Here is an 18,038-nt window from a genome sequence, read left to right on the forward strand (position 1 = left end):
TCCTGAATGGTCAGCCTGTTTTGGGCTGGCCATCTGCCTAAGGTGAAGGCGCGGCCTTCGCCAACAACTCTTTGACTTTGTCATCCTGATTGATTTGCAACCGAACCGGTAGGGTCAGAACTTTGTTGCGGAAAGTGGCGGGCAGGCGCACGGCGTCTTTCTCGGTTGTCACCAGTTGCGCGCCCAGTGCTTTGGCCTCGTTCTCAAGCCGCGTCATCAGCGCTGAAGTCAGTGGTTGGTGATCATCCAGTGCCTCGGCCCGCAGCAGTTTAGCGCCTTGCTGTCGCAGAGTTCCAAAGAACTTGTCCGGATAGCCTATGCCCGCAAAGGCCAGAACGGGTGTATTGTTCCAGTCCATTCCGGTTTGGAGCGGACACACCTCGCCGGTGGCGTGTGGGACCGTCAGGGCAGGTTCCCATCTTTCTGAAAATGTTGACTGCGCTGCGGCGTCCCCAAGCGACAACACGAGATCGGCACGTTTCAATCCAACGGCCACAGGCTCTCGCAGTGGACCAGCAGGAAGGCAAAGGCCATTGCCAAATCCGCGCTGCGCATCCACCACGATGATGGAAAAATCCTTGGCAACTGCGGGGTTCTGAAAACCGTCGTCCAGCACGATCGCGGTTGCCCCTGCCGCTGCGGCTGCCTGCGCGCCCGCTGCACGATCTTTGGCGACCCAGACCTCGGCAAACGCGGCGAGCAACAGGGGTTCGTCCCCGACCTGAGCCGCTGTGTGTTTGCGCGGGTCGACCTGCACCGGGCCTTCCAGCGAGCCACCATGGCCTTTGGTCACGACATGAGGTTGATGCCAGGTATCCCTCAAATATTCCAAAACCCAGATCACCGTCGGTGTCTTCCCTGTGCCACCGGCATTCAGGTTGCCAACGCAGATAACCGGTACGCCCGGCGAGATGCCTTGCCCGCTCGCCACGCGACGGGCGGTTGCAGTGGCATAGAGGCGACCAAGTGGCGCCAACAGCCTGGCGCGCAGATCCAACCGATCAGGGGCTGAGTTCCAGAAGTCAGGTGCCCGCATCGTCACGCCCTCGCCGGTCCAGTGTATCCTGTACCATATCGATCAGTTGGTCCGCCTGTGGAGCCCCTTCGGTGACAATCCGCCATCCGGCCAATGCCATGTCTGCTGTGCGGTCAGGTGCCAACAATTCGACAACGCCATCGCCCAACTCTGTTGCGGTTCGTATCTTCAACGCGGCTTTTGCCTGCCCCAATCTGTCATAGAGACTGCTATGCTTGCTGACATGAGGCCCATGGATTACCGCAGATCCCAAGGCGACTGCGGTCAGAGGGTCGTGCCCCCGCGCCCCGCGTTCCAGTGAACTTCCCATGAAGGTAACTGCGGATACACGGTGCCAAAGGCCCAGATCCTCGGGCTCGGCCGTTAGAATCACTTGTGTGGTGTCTTCGATTGGATGGCTTTCATCCCAGTTGGCGCATCGCAGGTCCATCGCTTCGAGGCGTTTAAACAAGGGCGCTGACTCGGACATATCCGCCACATGCAGGACCAAAGCCAGACGTGGCAGCATCCGCAAGGCCTGACGATGGGCCGTCAGAACCGAGATGAATTCCTTGTCCTGAACCCATGCGGCCAGCCAAACTGGGCGCCCGGCCATTGTGTGAGTGGTCTCGATCAATTCATCTTCGGGCCAGGGCTCTGGGTTGGGGCTGATATGAAGTGGTGGCGCGACCGAGATTTTTGCCGAGTTCACTCCCAGGCGTCGGATTTGGCGTGCGCTGTCATCATTGGGCGCAAGTATCGCTGTAAAGCAATCCAGCGTGTATCGCGTGATATCAGGTAGCCAACGTCCACCCCTTGCGGTTTTCACGTCGACCACAGCCTCAAGCAAAATTAGCGGAATGCCCCGCTCCTGTGCGCGTGTTATGACATTGGGCATCAGCCCACCGCCAAACCACAGCCCCATATCAGGGCGCCAGTGATCCAAGAACGTGCGCGCCGCGCCGGTATGCTCGGCGGGCAGCATTGTGATCGGGGTATCGCAATCTTCCCAGTCCTTCAGATCAACATCGGGTGGGGCGGTCAGCAACAGCGAAAGTTCTGGTCGCACAGACAGCAGCCGACGGCAAATATTGTCGACGGCCCGCAACCGATCGGGTGTACTGACATGGACCCACAGAAGTTCACCTTCCGGGCGCGCAATCTCGGGGTGACCCGTGCTTTGCGGGACGCCCCAGGACAGGACTCGATAGGCCGCAAGGCTCAGAGATCGCGGCTTGCTCATGCCGGAATTCCGGCCCCATTCGGGTTAAGTCGGGTCTGAAGGTCCGAATGCACCGCTGAACCTGCCGCCACCACGCCGTTCAGGCGCGGGTGGGTATTGTTGAAGCGCAGAGGTTGCCCCAAACGATCGGTACAGAGCCCGCCTGCCTCGCGCAGGATCAGATCTCCGGCGGCGATATCCCATTCCCAACTGGGTCGCAACGTCAGCATCCCGTCAAACCGTCCCTGCGCAACCAGCGCCATCCGATAGGCCAGAGACGGGCGGTATACACGGCGAAAGTCAGGTGCAGCACCGGATTGCCAGTGGCGCGGATCTAGATTGGGTTTTGCCGCCAAAATCTCGGCTTCGGGCAGGTGCGCTTGCCCTGACACTTGGATGGCAGTGCCATTCAACGTTGCACCTTGCCCTTTTGCAGCCGCATACAGCAGATCACGTAAGGGCAGGTAGATGACGGCTGCCGTGACCTCACCGTTCTCGGTTACGGCCAGCGAATGGGCCCATGTGCGCGACCCCTCGGCAAAACTGCGGGTGCCGTCGATGGGATCGATGACGAAGACCCGATCACGGGCCAGACGATCGGGTGAATCCTCGGTTTCTTCGCTCAGCCAGCCATAATCCGGGCGGGCCGCCTGCAGATCACGTTCTAGCATCGCGTTGACGGCCAGATCGGCCTCGGTCACCGGGCCTGCGCCTTCGGGTTTATCCCAGCTCTGGGCATCAGGACCCGAATAGCGCGTGGCGATCTTTCCGGCCTCAAGCGCAGCGTCGATCAGCAGGGGCAGGTCAGTTGCCGGCAAGTGTCATCCCTTCGATCAACAGCGAGGGTACAACGCGCGATAGGTAAGGCCGCGCATCGTTTGCCGGAATGATTCGCATCAGCATGTCGCGAAGATTGCCAGCGATGGTACACTCGTTGACGGGATGGGTGATCTCGCCGTTCTCAACCCAAAATCCCGAAGCGCCGCGTGAATAGTCGCCGGTATTCGGATTGATGGTCGATCCGATCATCGAAGTGACCAAAAGCCCAGTACCCATGTCGCGCAACAACTCGGCGCGGGTCTTCTCGCCTTGCGTCAGGCTCAGGTTCCAGTTGCTGGGCGACGGCGGCCCGGATACGCCGCGCGCTGCGTTGCCGGTCGAGGTCATTCCCAATTTGCGGGCGCTGGACAGGTCTAACGTCCAGCCGGTCAGTACGCCATCTTCAACGATCGCCCTGCGCCGTGTTGCCAGCCCTTCGGCATCGAACGGGCGCGAGCCCGAAATGCGCGGGCGATGCGGGTCTTCAATCAAAGACAAATGTGCCGGTAGAACCTGTTGCCCAAGGCTTTCCTTCAGCCACGAGGCCCCGCGGGCTATCGCCGCGCCATTGCTGGCGGCCAGCAGATGGCCGATCAGGGATGATGAAATCCGTTCGTCGAACACCACCGGAAAACTGCCGGTCTGGGGCTTGCGTGCTCCCACGATCTGAACCGCACGTTCACCAGCCGTGCGACCAATCTCGGCGGGGCTGCGCAGGTCAGACTGAAAAGTCCGGCTGTCACCGTCATAGTCACGCTCCATTCCCGTCCCTTCGCCGGAAATGGCGACGCATGAGGTTGAACGGCTGCTGCGCATGTAGCCATCCGAAAAGCCGTTTGTTGCGGCAAGATGGACCCGGTGGGTACCATAGGCGGCCGCAGCGTCGGACACCTGTGAGACTCCCGCAACGTCCAGCGCTGCTGCCTCTGCCGCCAGCGCATCCTGCATCAGAGCTTCAGCGCCGGGTTCAGGGGCTGGGTCAAACAGCTCCAGCGCGTCGATATTACAGTTGGCGACCAATTGGTCAGGCGCGGCCAAGCCGGTGAACGGATCTTCCGGCGCTTCCCGTGCCATGGCCACGGCGCGCTCGGCCATCGCGGTAAGCGTATCGGGGCGACTATCCGAACTGGATACGATTGCCTGCTGTTTGCCAAGGAAGACCCGCAGCCCTAGATCGGTCGCTTCCGAGCGTTCGGCATGTTCCAATGCACCACTACGTACTTCCACAGAAACGGATGAGCCATCAATTACTATGGCATCCGCTGCCTCGGCACCTGCCGTGCGGGCTGCATTCAGCAGCTCTTCACTGATTGTTTGAGGTGTTCGCGTCATGAGGCCTCCGGTCTTGTTGTTCTGGACCTAGCCTCGGATAGCCTGTCCCGCAAGGCCTGCAGCCCACTGGCTTTATGTGCCTCGGGCGGGAAAGGCCAGCGCAGCGGCCTTTCCCGATTTGATTGTCACTTGATACGCTGACCGTTAGCCAGGATCTGTCCATCCTCGGTAAACTCGATTTTCGAGTTCAACGTGTCCGGTTCTTCGCCCGGAACAGCCATCAGACCCATCATCATACGCGCGCCCAGCGCGTCGTTTTCCGACACAAAGCCCATGCCGATCAGCTTGTCCAGCAGAGCGTTGGCCCCAACAAGTTTCAAGTTGGCGACACCCGACGGGGCAGGCAGGCCATCAAACTCTTCCGTGTTGGAGTTGTCGAACGCAAAGTCGCCATCACCGCTCAATTGGGCTCCGACCAATGATACGAGAAGCTTGTTGATCTTCAGCGAATGCAGTTCGCCCGGAACGATATCAGATGTCTCAAGCTCTTCGACGGCTTCCGGGTCCATGAAATCGACCAGAACTTTGGCGGTGCCGGTTGCATCCAACGCGATGGTCGCCGGATCGCGCGGCAGCGCACTAGCAGGGTCGAACATGCTCCACAACACGTCGGACATGGTGAAATCCGTCAGGTTCATGCCAAACCCAAATGGCTGGATTTCTTCCGAGGCCTGCACCGGAAGCTCGAATTTCAGCCCTGCATTTGCCATCGCGATTTCGATTGGAAAAGGCAGATCCGACGTGGTGACGGCTAGTTTGGTGCTGTTCTGCGCAAGATCGTAGACAAGGCGCTGTGCATCGATGCTGCCGGTAAAGCTGCCTCCTTCGGAACTGCTGCTGAGCGAGAATGGCTCACCCTCGGCAGTGCCTGCCATTTCGGTGCTGCCCGAGGCGTATGTGAATGTACCTGAAGCGGCGAACCCGGCCTTGTAGATGTCTTCAATGTTGGCGACATCCATACCGGGTGGAATGATTGTATCGCCATCAAATTTCAAACCATCTAATTTACCGCTGATCCGGCCCGTGTCTTCACTTTCGGGCTCGTTGAAGGCCACATCATAGGACAGGCTGCTGGCCGTGAACTGCTGCGCGATATCGCGCATCTCGCCGATCTGCATCTGCGATGTGCCTGCGATTTCGTTCATCTGAACGTTCAAGGCAAACATGTCGCTGGATACGGTTTCGCCATCAAACTCCATCGAGTCCATCGACAGAGTCAGGCTGTTCGCCGTATAGTCATATGTCATGTTTTCGGGGGTACCCGAAACGACCATTTCCAAGGCGTCGTGAGCGTACATCAGATCAGCCGAAAATGTCTCGCCCTCGGCTTCACCCGAAATTGTCATCGGGAAGCTGGCAGGAAAGCCGATATTGACTGTACCGTCGCCATTTTCGGTCAACGTCATCTCGGGGATGACCATGTCGAAGGTGCCTTCGGTGTCCGGAATGGCCATGGCCATCGTCATGTTCGCGATGGTGGTGACGTTGCCGGAAACGCTCTGATCGCCAGTGACGTCATAGCCCATGCCGCCCAGATAAGCCTGCCAATCGGCCCAGACATCATTGGCGGTAACATCTGCAAAGGCGCCGTTGGTTGCAACAGCATAGGCCAAAGCTGCACCGCAGCTACGGCGAAGGAAAACAGTCATAAGAGAACCCTTCTTGATCAATTTGCCGGCATGGTCGTGCCTGTAGCGGCCAGCGTCAAGGGGGAAGGGGTGGACCAATTCCCCATTTGCAGGGTACGAGTTAAGACAATTTCAAATGCAGGGATTTAAACGATGCATATGCAAGGGAAAACGGTACTGATCACAGGGGCAAGCCGAGGCATCGGAGCGGAAGCCGGGCGCGTTTTTGCCGCAGCTGGGGCCAATGTGGCCTTGGTCGCCCGCAGCCGCGATCAGATTGACGCTCTGGCTGCGGCATTGGGTGAAAACACCATGGCGCTGGCCTGCGACGTCAGCGATTTTTCCCAGGTTGAACAGACAGTTGCCGATTGCATCGACCGGTTCGGCAAGCTGGATGTGCTAATCGGGAACGCGGGCGTCATTGATCCGATCTTTCATCTGTCGAATGCCGACACCCGGGCCTGGAGCCAAGCAATCGACATCAACCTGAAAGGTGTCTTTTACGGAATGCGTGCCGTCCTGCCCATCATGCGGGCAGCAGGCGGCGGGACCGTTCTGACAGTCTCGTCCGGTGCCGCGTCGAATCCGGTCGAAGCCTGGAGCCACTATTGCGCATCAAAAGCCGGGGCCAAGATGCTGACCGAATGCCTGCATCTGGAAGAGGCGCATCACGGTATTCGCGCAATGGGCCTGTCCCCGGGAACTGTGGCCACAGATATGCAGCGGGTGATCAAGGCCAGCGGAATCAATCCAGTAAGTCAGCTGGATTGGGACGATCACATCCCCGCAGACTGGCCCGCGCGGGCGTTGATGTGGATGTGCTCGGCAGATGCGGATGAGTTCTTGGGGACCGAGATATCGCTGCGCAACGAAGACATCCGAAAAAGGGTCGGGCTGACGTGATCGAACTGACACAGGATGATGGGTTGTGGACCGTCACGTTGAACAATCCGGACAAGGCCAATGCGCTGACCTCAGCGATGCTAAGCGAATTGGTTCGCATCGCAGAGGCGGCGACCGAGGCACGTGCATTGATCCTGACGGGGGCGGGCCGGGTCTTCAGTGCGGGCGCCGATCTTGAAGAAGCGCGGGCGGGCCTTGCGACCTCCGATCTTTGGGAGAGGTTGTCGGGTGCCATTGCCGCCTTGCCCTGTCTGACGGTGGCCGCGCTCAACGGCACTTTGGCCGGTGGAGCCAACGGTATGGTGCTGGCCTGTGACCTGCGTATCGCAGTGCCCTCGGCCAAGTTCTTTTACCCGGTCATGAAGCTGGGATTCTTGCCGCAGCCCTCGGATCCCAAGCGGATGGCAGAGTTGATCGGTCCGGCCAGAACCCGGCTTATACTGATGGCTGGACAGAAGATTTCTGCAGAAGAAGCCTATAGTTTTGGGCTGGTTGATCGGGTGGTTGAGCCCGAACATTTGATACCAACTGCACAAGAACTTGTAGCCGACAGCCTGTCCGCAGATCCGTCGGTTGCTGCGGGCATAGCCGGATTGTGCCCATGAGGTTGGCCGCGCTCCGATTGCGGGTGGAGGACCCGGATGCGTTGGCGGCGTTTTATCGTGATGCGCTTGGCATGTCTGTCAGGGTTGAAGGCGCCAATCGTCGTCTTGGATATTCCGGTCAGGATGCCGATCTGTTGCTGATGCCGGGTGGCGGGGGCTACCGCCACGACCCGGGGCAGCGGTATTGGAAGATCGGGATCACGTTGCCGGATGTTGATCTTGTCGCAGCACACCTGCGCCAGAAGGGTATCCCGGTCAGCGCGCCGCGGCAGTTTCTGGATATCGGCTATATGTGCCATCTGAATGACCCCGAAGGGTTTGCCATTGAACTGCTGCAGCAGGATTTCGAGGGCAACCGACCGGTTGATGCTACAAGCCCGGACGCCCCCTTCGCGAAGGCCTGTATCGGCCAGATCACTTTGCGAACCGGCGATATTGTCGCCGAAGATGCGTTTTGCCGATCCATGGGACTGTCTTTGCTGTCTCTGCAGGATGTCGAACCTCACGGGTTCGATCTGCATTTCTATGCGTTCACCGCAGAGGAGCCTCCCAACCCCGATCTCTGGGCGGTTGAGAATCGCGAATGGCTGTGGAAGCGCCCATATACCACGTTGGAATACCAACACATCCCAAATGCCCGGTTTGCACCGGTGCCGGACTATCTTGGGATCGAAATTGAAGGGCTGGCTGACCCGAAAAAGGATGCATTCGGTGATCCCTGGCTTCCTGCCTGATCATCGCCCGCGTCGTTTTCCCGGCACTTTTGAGCGAAACCCCGGCGGGCGTTTGCGCACCCAATTCAGGAACTTCTCAAGCCTCGGATGTTTGCGCAGTGCATCGACAGTGTGGAAGTCACGCGCCAGTTCGGCCTCGGTCAGTGTCGCGTGGATCTCTTTGTGGCATATCTGATGCAATAAAACGGTGGGTCCGCCCTTGCCTCCCTTAAGCTTTGGGATCAGATGGTGCAGGCTTCCACCACCTTCGGGGATCGGACGGTTGCAGAGCGGGCAGATCGGATCGGAATTTGCCATGACCTAACTTCGCGCTGATGCGTGTACAGGGCAAGAGGGACACAATGGCGCAATCCATGGTTATCGGGGCAGGACCAGCGGGGCTAATGGCCGCCGAACAGCTTGCCGCCGCCGGGCACGAGGTTGTAGTGGCCGAAGCCATGCCGTCTGTCGCGCGTAAATTCCTGATGGCGGGGAAGTCCGGCCTGAACCTGACCAAGGATGAGCCTTTTGACATGCTTATGGGCGCATACGGGGATGCAAAGGATTGGTTGCATCCGATGATACAAGCGTTTGACGCACAGGCGGTGAAGGCTTGGGCCGGTGATCTTGGGCAAGAGATGTTCACGGGCTCTACCGGGCGCGTGTTTCCGAAAGTCATGAAGGCCTCACCCTTGCTGCGGGCTTGGCTGGCCAGATTGGATCAGGCCGGTGTTCAGATCAGGACACGCTGGCGCTGGCAGGGATGGCAAGGTGGGGCTTTGGCTTTTGACACGCCAGATGGCATGCAGTTTTGCTCGCCCGGCGCGACGGTTTTGGCATTGGGGGGTGCCAGCTGGGCGCGGTTGGGTTCGGATGGGGCTTGGGCCCAATGGCTTGCAGACAGCGGAGTTGATCTAACACCGTTTGCACCGGCTAACGCCGCTCTGTCAGTCGATTGGAGCCCCTATATGCAGCCACATTTTGGCGCGGCGCTCAAGTCGGTGCGGTGGATGGCGGGCGATCTGGATAGCCGTGGTGAGGCCACTATTTCCGCAAAAGGCCTGGAAGGTGGCGGTATGTATGCCCTGACCCCTGCGCTGCGGACGGGGGCGCCGCTGTTTGTTGATCTGGTCCCGGATGTGACGGCTGAAGGGATGCAGGCGCGATTGGACGCGAAGAAATCAAAGGCAACGCTTTCGCATTGGTTGAAGAATGGTCTGCGTCTGTCTCCGCAAAAGATCGCTTTGTTCCACGAAATGACTAAGGGCCGCGCATTGAAGCAAACGCAATGGATCGGTGCGCTGAAAAACCTGCCCATCAGGTATGCTGGGCTACGCCCGATGGATGAGGCGATCTCAACCGCTGGCGGGGTAGCATCGGGTGCCGTGGACAGCGGTTTGATGCTGACTGCATGTCCGGGCGTTTTTTGCGCGGGCGAGATGCTGGATTGGGAAGCCCCGACCGGTGGTTATCTTCTGACCGCCTGTCTGGCGACGGGACGTTGGGCCGGTCAGTCGGCGGCAACGTGGTTGGCGCGCTAGGCCTTAACCCGATCGGGCCAGCATCGCCAGTCGGATCATTGCACGCTCTACCAGTGCCATCGCAGGTGCGGTTTGACCTGCCGAGCGCAAGGATAGGTCCGTATCTGTAAGGACGGTTAAAGCGGTCTGCAGCTTGGGCGCCCCCCATCCCTGAGCTTGCCTCAGGATCCGGTCACGTCGTTTGCCATAGACCGGAGGGCGCAGCTTGCCGATTCCCTGCGCCGCGCCTTCAGGGTCGGATGCGCAGGCATAGAGCGTTCGGAAATGCCGCGTCGCCCCAATACACAAGGTGACCCCGTTGGTGCCCTGCGCCTGCAGGCGTCGGATAAGGGGGCCGATTTCCTGTGCCCGGCCTTCGGCAACGACGTTCAATACATCATCCAGCGCCGCCTCGGTCGACCGCGGCGCACAGGCTTCAATGTCTTCAATCGTCAGTTCACCGGCGTCACCGCGTTTGTAAAGCGACAGTTTATCAACTGATTGAGTGAAATCACCAGGGCTGAGCGCCATCGCAAGTTCGCTAAGCGCCGACATCGAATCGCGCGGAATATTCTTCAATCCGGCTTGCGCCAGAATGCGCTCCACCTCGGCACGCGAGGGCGGGTCATCGTAGATGCCAACAGCGTATGCGGCAGGGTTCGCTTCGAAAGCTTTGCGGATTTTCGAGCTGGGTTTGAGCTGCCCGGCCGTCACGATGATCTGTGCATCGCCATGATCCCAGTCTTCAAGGGCTGTGAGAATCGCAGGCGCTGCGACATCGGTGGCGTCTTCAACAAACACCGCGCGGGGACCGGGGAAAAATCCGACAGCCTTGACCGCGTCCAGCAACAGGGCCGGATCGCTGCGTAGATCGCTTCCGGGAATGCGGGTCAGGCGCATTTCCTCTTCGGCGCCAGGTCCCAGCAAAGCCGCCAGCACCTGTTGACGCTTCAACGCAACGCGCATCGCGTCCGCCCCGTAGATCAGCAATCCGGCTTTGTCCGCGTCCGGCTTGGAAAAATACCCTTCAGCCTCACGCGGGCTCAACTTCATGTGGACAGGCCCGGCGTGGCGTAAAGGCGGTTCACGATCTGATCGGCTAGAATCACCATCAGCCGCTCGGTCGCATCACGCTCATCGGCCAGCGTCGACACAGTTGAGCCCGCAGCAGAATAGCCGACAAATTCGGTAACGTTGCCCGAGGCGATGATTTGCCCGGTCGCATTGGATTTCAGCGCGTAAGTCGCGTTCCCGTCGATGGTGTAGCGATTGGTTTCATTTGCTGTGGTGATCGAGGCCCTGCGGGTGACCGTCGAAACCCCCACATCCAGCTTGTATTCGTTGCCCGAGGTCGCGCTTCGACCTAATTTGCGTTCCAGATTCTGAACAAGCAGAAAGCTTTCGACGGTATTCGGCGCTGACACCTCGACCTTGCCATCCAAGGCCGAGCCTGATCCTCCGGGCGCATAGACCGGCTCGAACCCGCAAGCGGCGAGCGCCAGCGGCATCAATAACAGGGTTCTGCGATCAAACGACGACATTAACGATCCGGCCCGGAACAACGATCACTTTCTTCGGTGCAGCGCCATCCAGCGCCTTTTGCACAGCTTCGGTGCTGAGGGCGATTTTTTCAACCTCTGCTTTATCCAGATCTTTGGCTACGCTGATCTCGGCCCGACGCTTGCCGTTGATCTGAATCGGCAGGGTTATGGTGTCATCGATCAGCATCGTCTCATCCGCGATGGGCCAAGGCGCGGTTGCAACCAGGCCTTCTCCGCCCAGCATCTGCCAAAGTTCTTCGGACAAGTGTGGCGTCATCGGCGACATCAGCTGCGCCAATGTCTTGGCTGCCTCGCGCTTGACTGCAGAGCCCGCTTTGGATTTGGCAAGCGTGTTAGTGAATGCATAAAGCTTTGCGATAGATGCGTTAAAGCCAAAGGATTCGACCCCGCCCGATACGTCATGAATGGCTTTGTGCATCTCACGTAGCAGCGTTTCGTCATCTGCAGTGGCCGGCAGATCCGATTCTGCGATTTCTGCGGCGATGCGGTGCACGCGGCTGAGATGTTTGAACGCGGCTTCGGCGCCCGACGCGGTCCATTCCACGTCGCGCTCAGGTGGGGAGTCGGACAGAACAAACCAGCGCGCAGTATCCGCACCAAAGGCCGAGATGATGCTGACCGGATCGACGACGTTCTTTTTCGACTTGGACATTTTGGCTGAGGGGATGATTTCAACCACGGTGCCGTCGGTCAGTTTGCCGTCGGTCACGTCTTCGGGCAGGTGATAGACCGGGCGACCGTTGGCGTCGCGTGTCTGATAAATTTCATGAGTCACCATGCCTTGAGTAAACAGCGCGTTGAACGGCTCAATCGCTTTCTTCGGCAAATGACCAGTGATGTTCATCGCCCGTGCGAAGAAGCGCGAATAGAGCAGGTGCAGAATCGCATGCTCGATCCCACCGATATATTGGTCGACATTCATCCAATACTCGGCTTCGGCAAGATCGGTGGGTGTTTCAGCGCGCGGGGCGGTGAAACGGGCGAAGTACCACGACGAATCGACAAACGTGTCCATCGTGTCAGTTTCCCGCTTGGCTGGAGCGCCGCAGGAAGGGCAAGGGGTGTCGCGCCAGCTGGGGTGGCGGTCCAGCGGGTTGCCGGGGATCGAAAAATCTATGGGTTTGCTGTTGCCGTCATCATAAGGCAGCTCGATCGGCAGATTATCTTTCTTCTCGGGGACCGTGCCGCATTGATCACAATGCACAACAGGAATCGGGCAGCCCCAATAGCGCTGGCGGCTGAGCCCCCAATCGCGCAGGCGGTATTTGGTAACACCTTCACCCCAACCGGCCTTTTCGGCGAAATCAACGGTGGCATTGATGGCCTCGTCACCCGTTGCCTCGGTGAGACCCGCAAAATGATTCACCCAGCGGACTTTCTCGGTTTTTGGTGGAACAAACGCGATCTTGTCGACCGGAGTGTCATCATCCAGTGCAAAGAATGTGTCGACCACAGGCAGGCCGTATTTGCGACAGAAATCGAGGTCACGTTGATCATGAGCTGGGCAGGCAAAAATGGCGCCGGTGCCATAGTCCATTAGGATAAAGTTGGCGATCCAAACCGGCAGCTCCCAGCTGGGGTCGAGTGGATGTTTTACACGTATGCCGGTGTCATAACCCAGCTTTTCGGCGGTTTCGATCGCCTCTTCGGTGGTGCCGCCCTTGCGGCATTCAGCAACGAATTCAGCGACTTTCGGGTTTTCTGCCTCAAGCTGCTTGGCAATCGGATGATCGGGCGAGATGCCAACAAACGACGCGCCCATCAGCGTATCGGGCCGTGTCGTGTAGACGGTGATCGGCTCACCTCCATCGGTGCGTTCGAACCCGAATTGCAGGCCACGGGACTTGCCGATCCAGTTCTCTTGCATCAGGCGCACCTTGGCGGGCCAGTCATCCAGCGTATCCAGCGCGTCGAGCAGTTCCTCGGAATAATCGGAAATCTTGAAAAACCACTGAGTCAACTCGCGACGCTCAACCAAGGCGCCTGAACGCCAGCCACGGCCGTTTTCTACCTGTTCATTGGCTAAAACGGTCATATCGACTGGGTCCCAGTTCACCACGGCGTTCTTGCGATAAACCAGACCGGCCTCGAGCATATCCAGGAACAAAGCCTGCTGCTGGCCGTAGTATTCCGGATCACAGGTGGCGAATTCACGAGACCAGTCGATCGACAGGCCCAGCGGCTTCATCTGTCCGCGCATGTCGGCGATATTGCCGTAGGTCCAATCTTTGGGGTGGCCGCCGCTGGCCATTGCGGCATTTTCCGCAGGCATCCCGAACGCGTCCCAGCCCATCGGGTGCAGCACGTTATGACCGGTTGCGAGCTTGTGGCGGGCGATCACGTCACCCATCGTGTAGTTGCGTACATGCCCCATGTGGATACGGCCAGACGGGTAGGGGAACATCTCAAGCACATAGTATTTCGGCTTGTCCGCCTTGTGATTGGCGGTGAAGATTCCGGCCTTGTCCCAGGCCTCCTGCCATTTTGCTTCGATTTCGTTGGCCGAGTAGCGAGACATCATGCGGTCCTTCGTGAATGAAAACGCCGGGTAGGAACCCGGCGTGGTAATAGTGTGATTTTTGTCGGGTTTCTAGAACTTGTTGTCCGCAATGCGTAGCTGACGCGCGCGAGACAGGATCGCATCTTCGACGGCGCGCGACGTTGCAGCGCTGACCGGAGAACCGCCACTGGTCTGAAGAGCTACGGATAAAGAACGCGCTTCCAAAGCAGGATCACTGATGTGAACTGTCGCGCGATAGGAACGCCCGCCGCCGGGCGGTGTGCCATAACCCGTTACGATCACTCCGGTAAACGGATCGACCTCTTGGATCGGTAAGAAATTCAATACATCCAGCGATGCGGCCCACAGATAGCGATTTACCTGAGTGACCTGCTCTGAGGTGTTCGGGCCAAATACATCCCAAATCGTCGAACGATTCGGGTCATTCAGTTCGCGTTCCTCTGTCGAGCTGCCATCAGCGGTCAACACACTTGCATCGCCAGGCGGTGGCCCTCCGCAGGCTGATAAGGCAGCCGTTACCATGATCAAACCTGGAATCGTAATACGGCGCATCGTTGGAAGGTCCCGTGTCACTTGTTTTGCTCTGTCGAGTGATACTCCTAGACAAGGACCCGTACAGCAACAACCCTATTCTTTTATGATCGACTCGCGCGAACCGCACGATCCGTTGAATTCGACTGTGGCATCCTTGCACCAATTTGGGCCGAATGACGTCTTTGCGTTTATGCCAAGCTTGCGCAACGGGGGCAAAAAAAGCGAAACGGTGTCCGTGCTGAGACGCGTGCTTTGCATGTGTCGAGTAGAAAATCTTTGAAACCGAGGGAAACAAGATGAAAAAAGTTCTCTTCGCAACGACCGCACTGATTGCAACCGCAAGTGTTGCAGCGGCCGAAGTAAAGTTCAGCGGTTACGGCCGCTTTGGTCTGGGATACCTGGAAGACCGTACAGGTACCGTTGACGCAATTGGTGGTGGTGAAGCGACCGGCGTAGAAACCGACGAAACCATTCTGGTCTCGCGCTTCCGTCTGAACATCGACGGAATCGTTGAAACTGACGGTGGCGTTCGCTTCGAAGGCCGTGTTCGTCTGCAGGCAGACGAAGATGCCGGCAACGGCGAAGCAAACTCTGCTGGCCTGAACGGCGCACGCTTCTCGGTCATCTTCGGTGGTCTGCGTGTTGACGCCGGTAACGTAGCCGGTTCGTTCGACAACTTGGCAAACTACTACGGTAACGAGCCTGGCCTGGAAAGCTTCATTGGTCAGTACTCGGGCGTCGACTATGACTTCCTGGCGTACTCGTCGACCGGTTCGGGCGCAAACGCTGTGTTCTTCCAGTACGCAGTTGGCGACTTCGCCTTCGGCGCGTCGTATGACCAGCGCACATTTGCTGACGAAGCTGTTGCCGGTGCGGACACTGATGATGCAGACCGCTGGGACATCAGCGCGACCTACACCTTCGGTAACGTAACTGCCGCTCTGGCCTACGGTCAGACCAGCGGTCTGGGCGACGCCGACAAGCAGAGCCTGACCGTTCTGACCCTGGGTGCAGAATTCGGTGACTTCTCCGGTACTCTGTTCGTCGCAGACGATGACGTTGCAAACGATGACCGCAACGGCACCGCATACGGTCTGTCGGCAGCCTACAACCTGGGCGCGGCAACCACTCTGACCTTCGCTTACGGTGACGGTTCGGCAGACGACGATCTGCAGCAGTACGGCATCGGTGCCATCTACGACCTGGGTGGCGGTGCATCGCTGCGCGGTGGTATCGGCAACCAGAAGCGTGGCGACGGCGACAGCCAGCTGCGTGCCGACTTTGGTGCTCAGTTCAACTTCTAAGTTGATCTGAACCACAAGGTTCAAGGGCAGGTCTTCGGACCTGCCCTTTTCTTTTGCCGCCACATGGTGTTTTGCTGCTGCAAACGCAGAATGAGGGACCCATGTCGCTGCAAGAAATCACCGATCGAATAGCCAAAGCTGAATCTGCGGCAGGACGCGCCGAAGGCTCGGTGCAATTAATCGCGGTTTCCAAGGTGCAACCTAACGACCGGGTCGAAGCCGTATTGAAGCAGGGCCACCGGTGTTTCGGAGAAAACCGTGTGCAGGAAGCCGCTGGCAAATGGCCTGCATTTCGCGAGAGTTTTCCGGACATCGATCTGCATCTGATCGGTCCATTGCAAACAAACAAGGCACGGCAGGCGATTGAGCTTTGCAATGCCATCCATTCAGTTGATCGACCAAAGCTCGCCAAAATATTGGCGCGATTGGCGCAAGAGATGGGTAAGTGCCCTGATCTTTTTATACAGATCAACACAGGCGAAGAGGATCAGAAAGCCGGTACTCTTCCACAAGATGCTGATGCGTTCATTGCAGAATGCCGCGGCATGGACCTGCCCGTCCGAGGTTTGATGTGCATTCCACCGGTTGAAGAGGAGCCCGCGCTGCACTTCGCGCTATTAGCAAAAATCGCAGAGCGGAATGGGCTGGAGGGTTTGTCGATGGGAATGAGCAGTGATTTTGAATCGGCAATCGCCTTGGGTGCCACACACGTCCGTATTGGGTCTGCCATATTCGGGGCGCGGGTTAAGCCTCAGGGATGATCAGCCGTGTGCCCGGCGTGATTTTTTGGGCAATCCAACGTAGGTGGTCGCGCCTGAATGCGATGCAGCCTTCGGTCGGAAACCGTGGGCGTCGCCATTGATGCAGGAAGATGGCCGATCCCCGGCTGGGTTCTGAATTGGGATAGTTCCAATCGGTTATCAAGATCAGGTCATAAAGCGGATCTGGGCGACGCAGTTTTTCGTGACTGAAATCATGAGGCGCCCGCACCAAATGGTTATACGCATCGTCCTCTACGTCGTCTGACCATAAATCGCGCGGTCCGATCGGTCGTGCCCAATGCGCCGGCCGTGGCATTCGGTCTGCGCGATAGAGCATACCCACAATGTGATGCACACCTGTTGGTGTTGTTCCGTCACCTTCCTGCTTGGTTGGGCTCAAGCCCCCTTTGCCTATAGCGCAGGGGAACAGGTGCCCGAGAAACCGAATGCCACGTGGTGTAAGAACCAGATCGCTTGGTGTCACAGCAGGTGGCCTGACTTTGCCGCTTTGGTCGCCAGATACGCGCGGTTGAAATCTGTTTCACCTACTTTCAACGGAACACGTTCGGTGACGGCGATACCTGTGCGTTCCATCATCGCGATTTTTGCAGGGTTGTTGGTCAGCAGACGGACCGAATTGAAGCCCAGCGATTTCAGGATATCCGAGCCGAGCCTGAAATCCCGTTCATCGTCTTCGAATCCAAGCCGGTGATTGGCCTCGACTGTGTCAAATCCCTGATCCTGAAGAAAATAGGCGCGCATTTTGTTGGCGAGCCCGATCCCACGTCCTTCCTGATTCAGATAGAGCAGGACACCCGCACCCTCGTCCCCCATCTGGGCCAAGGCCCCGCGCAGCTGCGGGCCACAGTCACATTTCAGGCTGCCCATGAGATCGCCCGTGAAACAGGCCGAATGCAGCCGCGCGAGGACGGGCTTGTCGCGGTCAGGGCGACCGATTTCAACCGCATAGTGTTCTTCTCCACCATCTTCGGGGCGGAATACATGTAGGCGCCCGGCCTCCGACACTTCCATCGGCAGGCGTGCGGCGACGACAGGGTGCAGAGCGCTGCGATCTGTCAGATGTGGCGCGGCCCGGGCATGGTCAATGCAGGTCAGACCATGATCTGCCGCAAATTCGCGCCCGTCTTGAATTGGGGCGACGACGGCGGCCGGAAGCAAGTGCGCCGACTTGGCCAGCGCAATAGCGATCCGGTGCAGATTTGCGCTGCCTTGTCGTTCGGTCATCAGCGGGCCCTTCATCGGGGCGTTCAGATCATCGGACGGGTCGGCCACCGCCTGCACCCAGCTCAGCCCAGCATCCGCCGGGATCATGACACGAGCAAGATCGCCGTCATATGCACGCGCTTTAAGTGTTTCAGCGCGCCGAACCGTGATGGCGACAACGGGATCCCCGCCCAAGCCGCGCAAATCGGCCAACCTTTGCGGGCTCAGGGTCTCGGTGGCGAATGCGAGTACTCCAAATCCCAGTTCGTCGGTCAGAACAACGGGAACACCCATACGCAGGTCAGCCCGCGCCCGTGCCAGCAATTCGGTGATGTCGGGAGTGAGACTCATGCAGTTTACCTTGAAACGATCAGA

The 18,038-nt window shown here is 58.5% G+C and carries 18 protein-coding genes; 6 read left to right on the forward strand and 12 right to left on the reverse strand.

Translation table 11 applies throughout. The features are described 5' to 3' along the window. Window positions 1-37: 37 nt before the first annotated feature. From lpxK to ACR0MP_RS17110, 5 genes are all read right to left on the reverse strand, one after another. The gene (gene lpxK / locus ACR0MP_RS17090) at window positions 38-1,036 is read right to left on the reverse strand and encodes a tetraacyldisaccharide 4'-kinase (RefSeq protein ID WP_170406728.1); all 999 of its coding nucleotides are present in this window, start codon (window positions 1,034-1,036) and stop codon (window positions 38-40) included. Further along, entirely contained in the window at window positions 1,023-2,258 is a 1,236-nt protein-coding gene (locus ACR0MP_RS17095) for a glycosyltransferase N-terminal domain-containing protein (protein ID WP_170406726.1), read from the reverse strand. Before ACR0MP_RS17095 ends, lpxK begins: the two co-directional genes overlap by 14 nt. After that, a complete protein-coding gene (locus tag ACR0MP_RS17100) occupies window positions 2,255-3,055 on the reverse strand; it encodes a 3'(2'),5'-bisphosphate nucleotidase CysQ (protein ID WP_480887399.1) in 801 nt (266 codons plus the stop codon). The genes ACR0MP_RS17095 and ACR0MP_RS17100 overlap by 4 nt, the downstream gene beginning before the upstream one ends. Next, window positions 3,042-4,388 carry a TldD/PmbA family protein gene (locus ACR0MP_RS17105; RefSeq protein WP_480887397.1) on the reverse strand — a complete coding sequence of 449 codons (1,347 nt, stop codon included), beginning with the start codon at window positions 4,386-4,388 and terminating at the stop codon, window positions 3,042-3,044. The genes ACR0MP_RS17100 and ACR0MP_RS17105 overlap by 14 nt, the downstream gene beginning before the upstream one ends. A gap of 125 nt (window positions 4,389-4,513) precedes the next feature. Beyond that, window positions 4,514-6,037 (reverse strand): DUF2125 domain-containing protein, encoded by a 1,524-nt coding sequence (locus ACR0MP_RS17110; RefSeq protein WP_170398911.1) that lies wholly within the window; start codon window positions 6,035-6,037, stop codon window positions 4,514-4,516. A 132-nt stretch (window positions 6,038-6,169) separates the two neighbouring features. Between ACR0MP_RS17110 and ACR0MP_RS17115 the strand changes: the two genes are divergently transcribed. The 3 genes from ACR0MP_RS17115 to ACR0MP_RS17125 are packed head-to-tail and all read left to right on the forward strand — an operon-like array spanning window position 6,170 to window position 8,258. Next, window positions 6,170-6,919, forward strand: coding sequence for an SDR family oxidoreductase (locus ACR0MP_RS17115; protein ID WP_480887396.1), 750 nt, complete (start codon window positions 6,170-6,172; stop codon window positions 6,917-6,919). Further along, complete coding sequence (locus tag ACR0MP_RS17120; protein WP_170406713.1) at window positions 6,916-7,524, forward strand: enoyl-CoA hydratase/isomerase family protein; 609 nt, start codon at window positions 6,916-6,918, stop codon at window positions 7,522-7,524. Before ACR0MP_RS17115 ends, ACR0MP_RS17120 begins: the two co-directional genes overlap by 4 nt. Beyond that, entirely contained in the window at window positions 7,521-8,258 is a 738-nt protein-coding gene (locus tag ACR0MP_RS17125; protein ID WP_170406710.1) for a VOC family protein, read from the forward strand. The genes ACR0MP_RS17120 and ACR0MP_RS17125 overlap by 4 nt, the downstream gene beginning before the upstream one ends. On the opposite strand, the gene ACR0MP_RS17130 is transcribed toward ACR0MP_RS17125, so the two are convergent. Further along, complete coding sequence (locus ACR0MP_RS17130; RefSeq protein WP_170406707.1) at window positions 8,259-8,555, reverse strand: HNH endonuclease; 297 nt, start codon at window positions 8,553-8,555, stop codon at window positions 8,259-8,261. Between the two features lie 44 nt (window positions 8,556-8,599). On the opposite strand from ACR0MP_RS17130, the gene ACR0MP_RS17135 reads away from it, so the two are divergent. Beyond that, window positions 8,600-9,778: a TIGR03862 family flavoprotein gene (locus ACR0MP_RS17135; protein WP_170406704.1), complete on the forward strand. Its 1,179-nt coding sequence runs from the start codon at window positions 8,600-8,602 to the stop codon at window positions 9,776-9,778. A gap of 3 nt (window positions 9,779-9,781) precedes the next feature. Here ACR0MP_RS17135 and holA read toward each other — a convergent pair whose 3' ends face one another. The 4 genes from holA to ACR0MP_RS17155 form a co-directional block, all read right to left on the reverse strand. After that, window positions 9,782-10,810, reverse strand: a complete 1,029-nt coding sequence (holA, locus tag ACR0MP_RS17140; RefSeq protein ID WP_170406701.1) for a DNA polymerase III subunit delta — start codon at window positions 10,808-10,810, stop codon at window positions 9,782-9,784. After that, entirely contained in the window at window positions 10,807-11,298 is a 492-nt protein-coding gene (lptE, locus tag ACR0MP_RS17145) for an LPS assembly lipoprotein LptE (RefSeq protein ID WP_170398890.1), read from the reverse strand. Before lptE ends, holA begins: the two co-directional genes overlap by 4 nt. Beyond that, window positions 11,285-13,837 (reverse strand): leucine--tRNA ligase, encoded by a 2,553-nt coding sequence (gene leuS / locus ACR0MP_RS17150; protein ID WP_170736260.1) that lies wholly within the window; start codon window positions 13,835-13,837, stop codon window positions 11,285-11,287. Before leuS ends, lptE begins: the two co-directional genes overlap by 14 nt. 72 nt (window positions 13,838-13,909) lie before the next feature. Beyond that, on the reverse strand, window positions 13,910-14,392 hold the full coding sequence (locus ACR0MP_RS17155; RefSeq protein WP_170398884.1) for a DUF3576 domain-containing protein: 483 nt from the start codon (window positions 14,390-14,392) through the stop codon (window positions 13,910-13,912). Window positions 14,393-14,670: 278 nt separating this feature from the next. On the opposite strand from ACR0MP_RS17155, the gene ACR0MP_RS17160 reads away from it, so the two are divergent. Together ACR0MP_RS17160 and ACR0MP_RS17165 are read left to right on the forward strand one after the other, a co-directional pair. Continuing rightward, a complete protein-coding gene (locus tag ACR0MP_RS17160) occupies window positions 14,671-15,678 on the forward strand; it encodes a porin (RefSeq protein WP_170398881.1) in 1,008 nt (335 codons plus the stop codon). 101 nt (window positions 15,679-15,779) lie between these two features. Continuing rightward, window positions 15,780-16,439 carry a YggS family pyridoxal phosphate-dependent enzyme gene (locus tag ACR0MP_RS17165; RefSeq protein WP_170406696.1) on the forward strand — a complete coding sequence of 220 codons (660 nt, stop codon included), beginning with the start codon at window positions 15,780-15,782 and terminating at the stop codon, window positions 16,437-16,439. On the opposite strand, the gene ACR0MP_RS17170 is transcribed toward ACR0MP_RS17165, so the two are convergent. Together ACR0MP_RS17170 and ribA are read right to left on the reverse strand one after the other, a co-directional pair. Beyond that, window positions 16,423-16,923 (reverse strand): L,D-transpeptidase family protein, encoded by a 501-nt coding sequence (locus tag ACR0MP_RS17170; protein ID WP_170406691.1) that lies wholly within the window; start codon window positions 16,921-16,923, stop codon window positions 16,423-16,425. The genes ACR0MP_RS17165 and ACR0MP_RS17170 overlap by 17 nt on opposite strands. After that, entirely contained in the window at window positions 16,920-18,014 is a 1,095-nt protein-coding gene (gene ribA, locus ACR0MP_RS17175; RefSeq protein WP_170425856.1) for a GTP cyclohydrolase II, read from the reverse strand. The genes ACR0MP_RS17170 and ribA overlap by 4 nt, the downstream gene beginning before the upstream one ends. Between the last annotated feature and the right edge of the window lie 24 nt (window positions 18,015-18,038).

It is taken from the genome of Ruegeria sp. K3 (assembly GCF_056531845.1).

Bases quoted from the DNA above. Each gene is read 5' to 3' on its own strand.
- ACR0MP_RS17130 (WP_170406707.1), bottom strand. From the start codon at position 8,555: ATGGCAAATTCCGATCCGATCTGCCCGCTCTGCAACCGTCCGATCCCC.
- ACR0MP_RS17095 (WP_170406726.1), bottom strand. From the start codon at position 2,258: ATGAGCAAGCCGCGATCTCTGAGCCTTGCGGCCTATCGAGTCCTGTCC.
- ACR0MP_RS17105 (WP_480887397.1), bottom strand. From the start codon at position 4,388: ATGACGCGAACACCTCAAACAATCAGTGAAGAGCTGCTGAATGCAGCC.
- lptE (WP_170398890.1), bottom strand. From the start codon at position 11,298: ATGTCGTCGTTTGATCGCAGAACCCTGTTATTGATGCCGCTGGCGCTC.
- ACR0MP_RS17110 (WP_170398911.1), bottom strand. From the start codon at position 6,037: ATGACTGTTTTCCTTCGCCGTAGCTGCGGTGCAGCTTTGGCCTATGCT.
- ACR0MP_RS17125 (WP_170406710.1), top strand. From the start codon at position 7,521: ATGAGGTTGGCCGCGCTCCGATTGCGGGTGGAGGACCCGGATGCGTTG.
- ACR0MP_RS17155 (WP_170398884.1), bottom strand. From the start codon at position 14,392: ATGCGCCGTATTACGATTCCAGGTTTGATCATGGTAACGGCTGCCTTA.
- ACR0MP_RS17165 (WP_170406696.1), top strand. From the start codon at position 15,780: ATGTCGCTGCAAGAAATCACCGATCGAATAGCCAAAGCTGAATCTGCG.
- leuS (WP_170736260.1), bottom strand. From the start codon at position 13,837: ATGTCTCGCTACTCGGCCAACGAAATCGAAGCAAAATGGCAGGAGGCC.
- ACR0MP_RS17135 (WP_170406704.1), top strand. From the start codon at position 8,600: ATGGCGCAATCCATGGTTATCGGGGCAGGACCAGCGGGGCTAATGGCC.
- lpxK (WP_170406728.1), bottom strand. From the start codon at position 1,036: ATGCGGGCACCTGACTTCTGGAACTCAGCCCCTGATCGGTTGGATCTG.
- holA (WP_170406701.1), bottom strand. From the start codon at position 10,810: ATGAAGTTGAGCCCGCGTGAGGCTGAAGGGTATTTTTCCAAGCCGGAC.
- ACR0MP_RS17160 (WP_170398881.1), top strand. From the start codon at position 14,671: ATGAAAAAAGTTCTCTTCGCAACGACCGCACTGATTGCAACCGCAAGT.
- ACR0MP_RS17115 (WP_480887396.1), top strand. From the start codon at position 6,170: ATGCATATGCAAGGGAAAACGGTACTGATCACAGGGGCAAGCCGAGGC.
- ribA (WP_170425856.1), bottom strand. From the start codon at position 18,014: ATGAGTCTCACTCCCGACATCACCGAATTGCTGGCACGGGCGCGGGCT.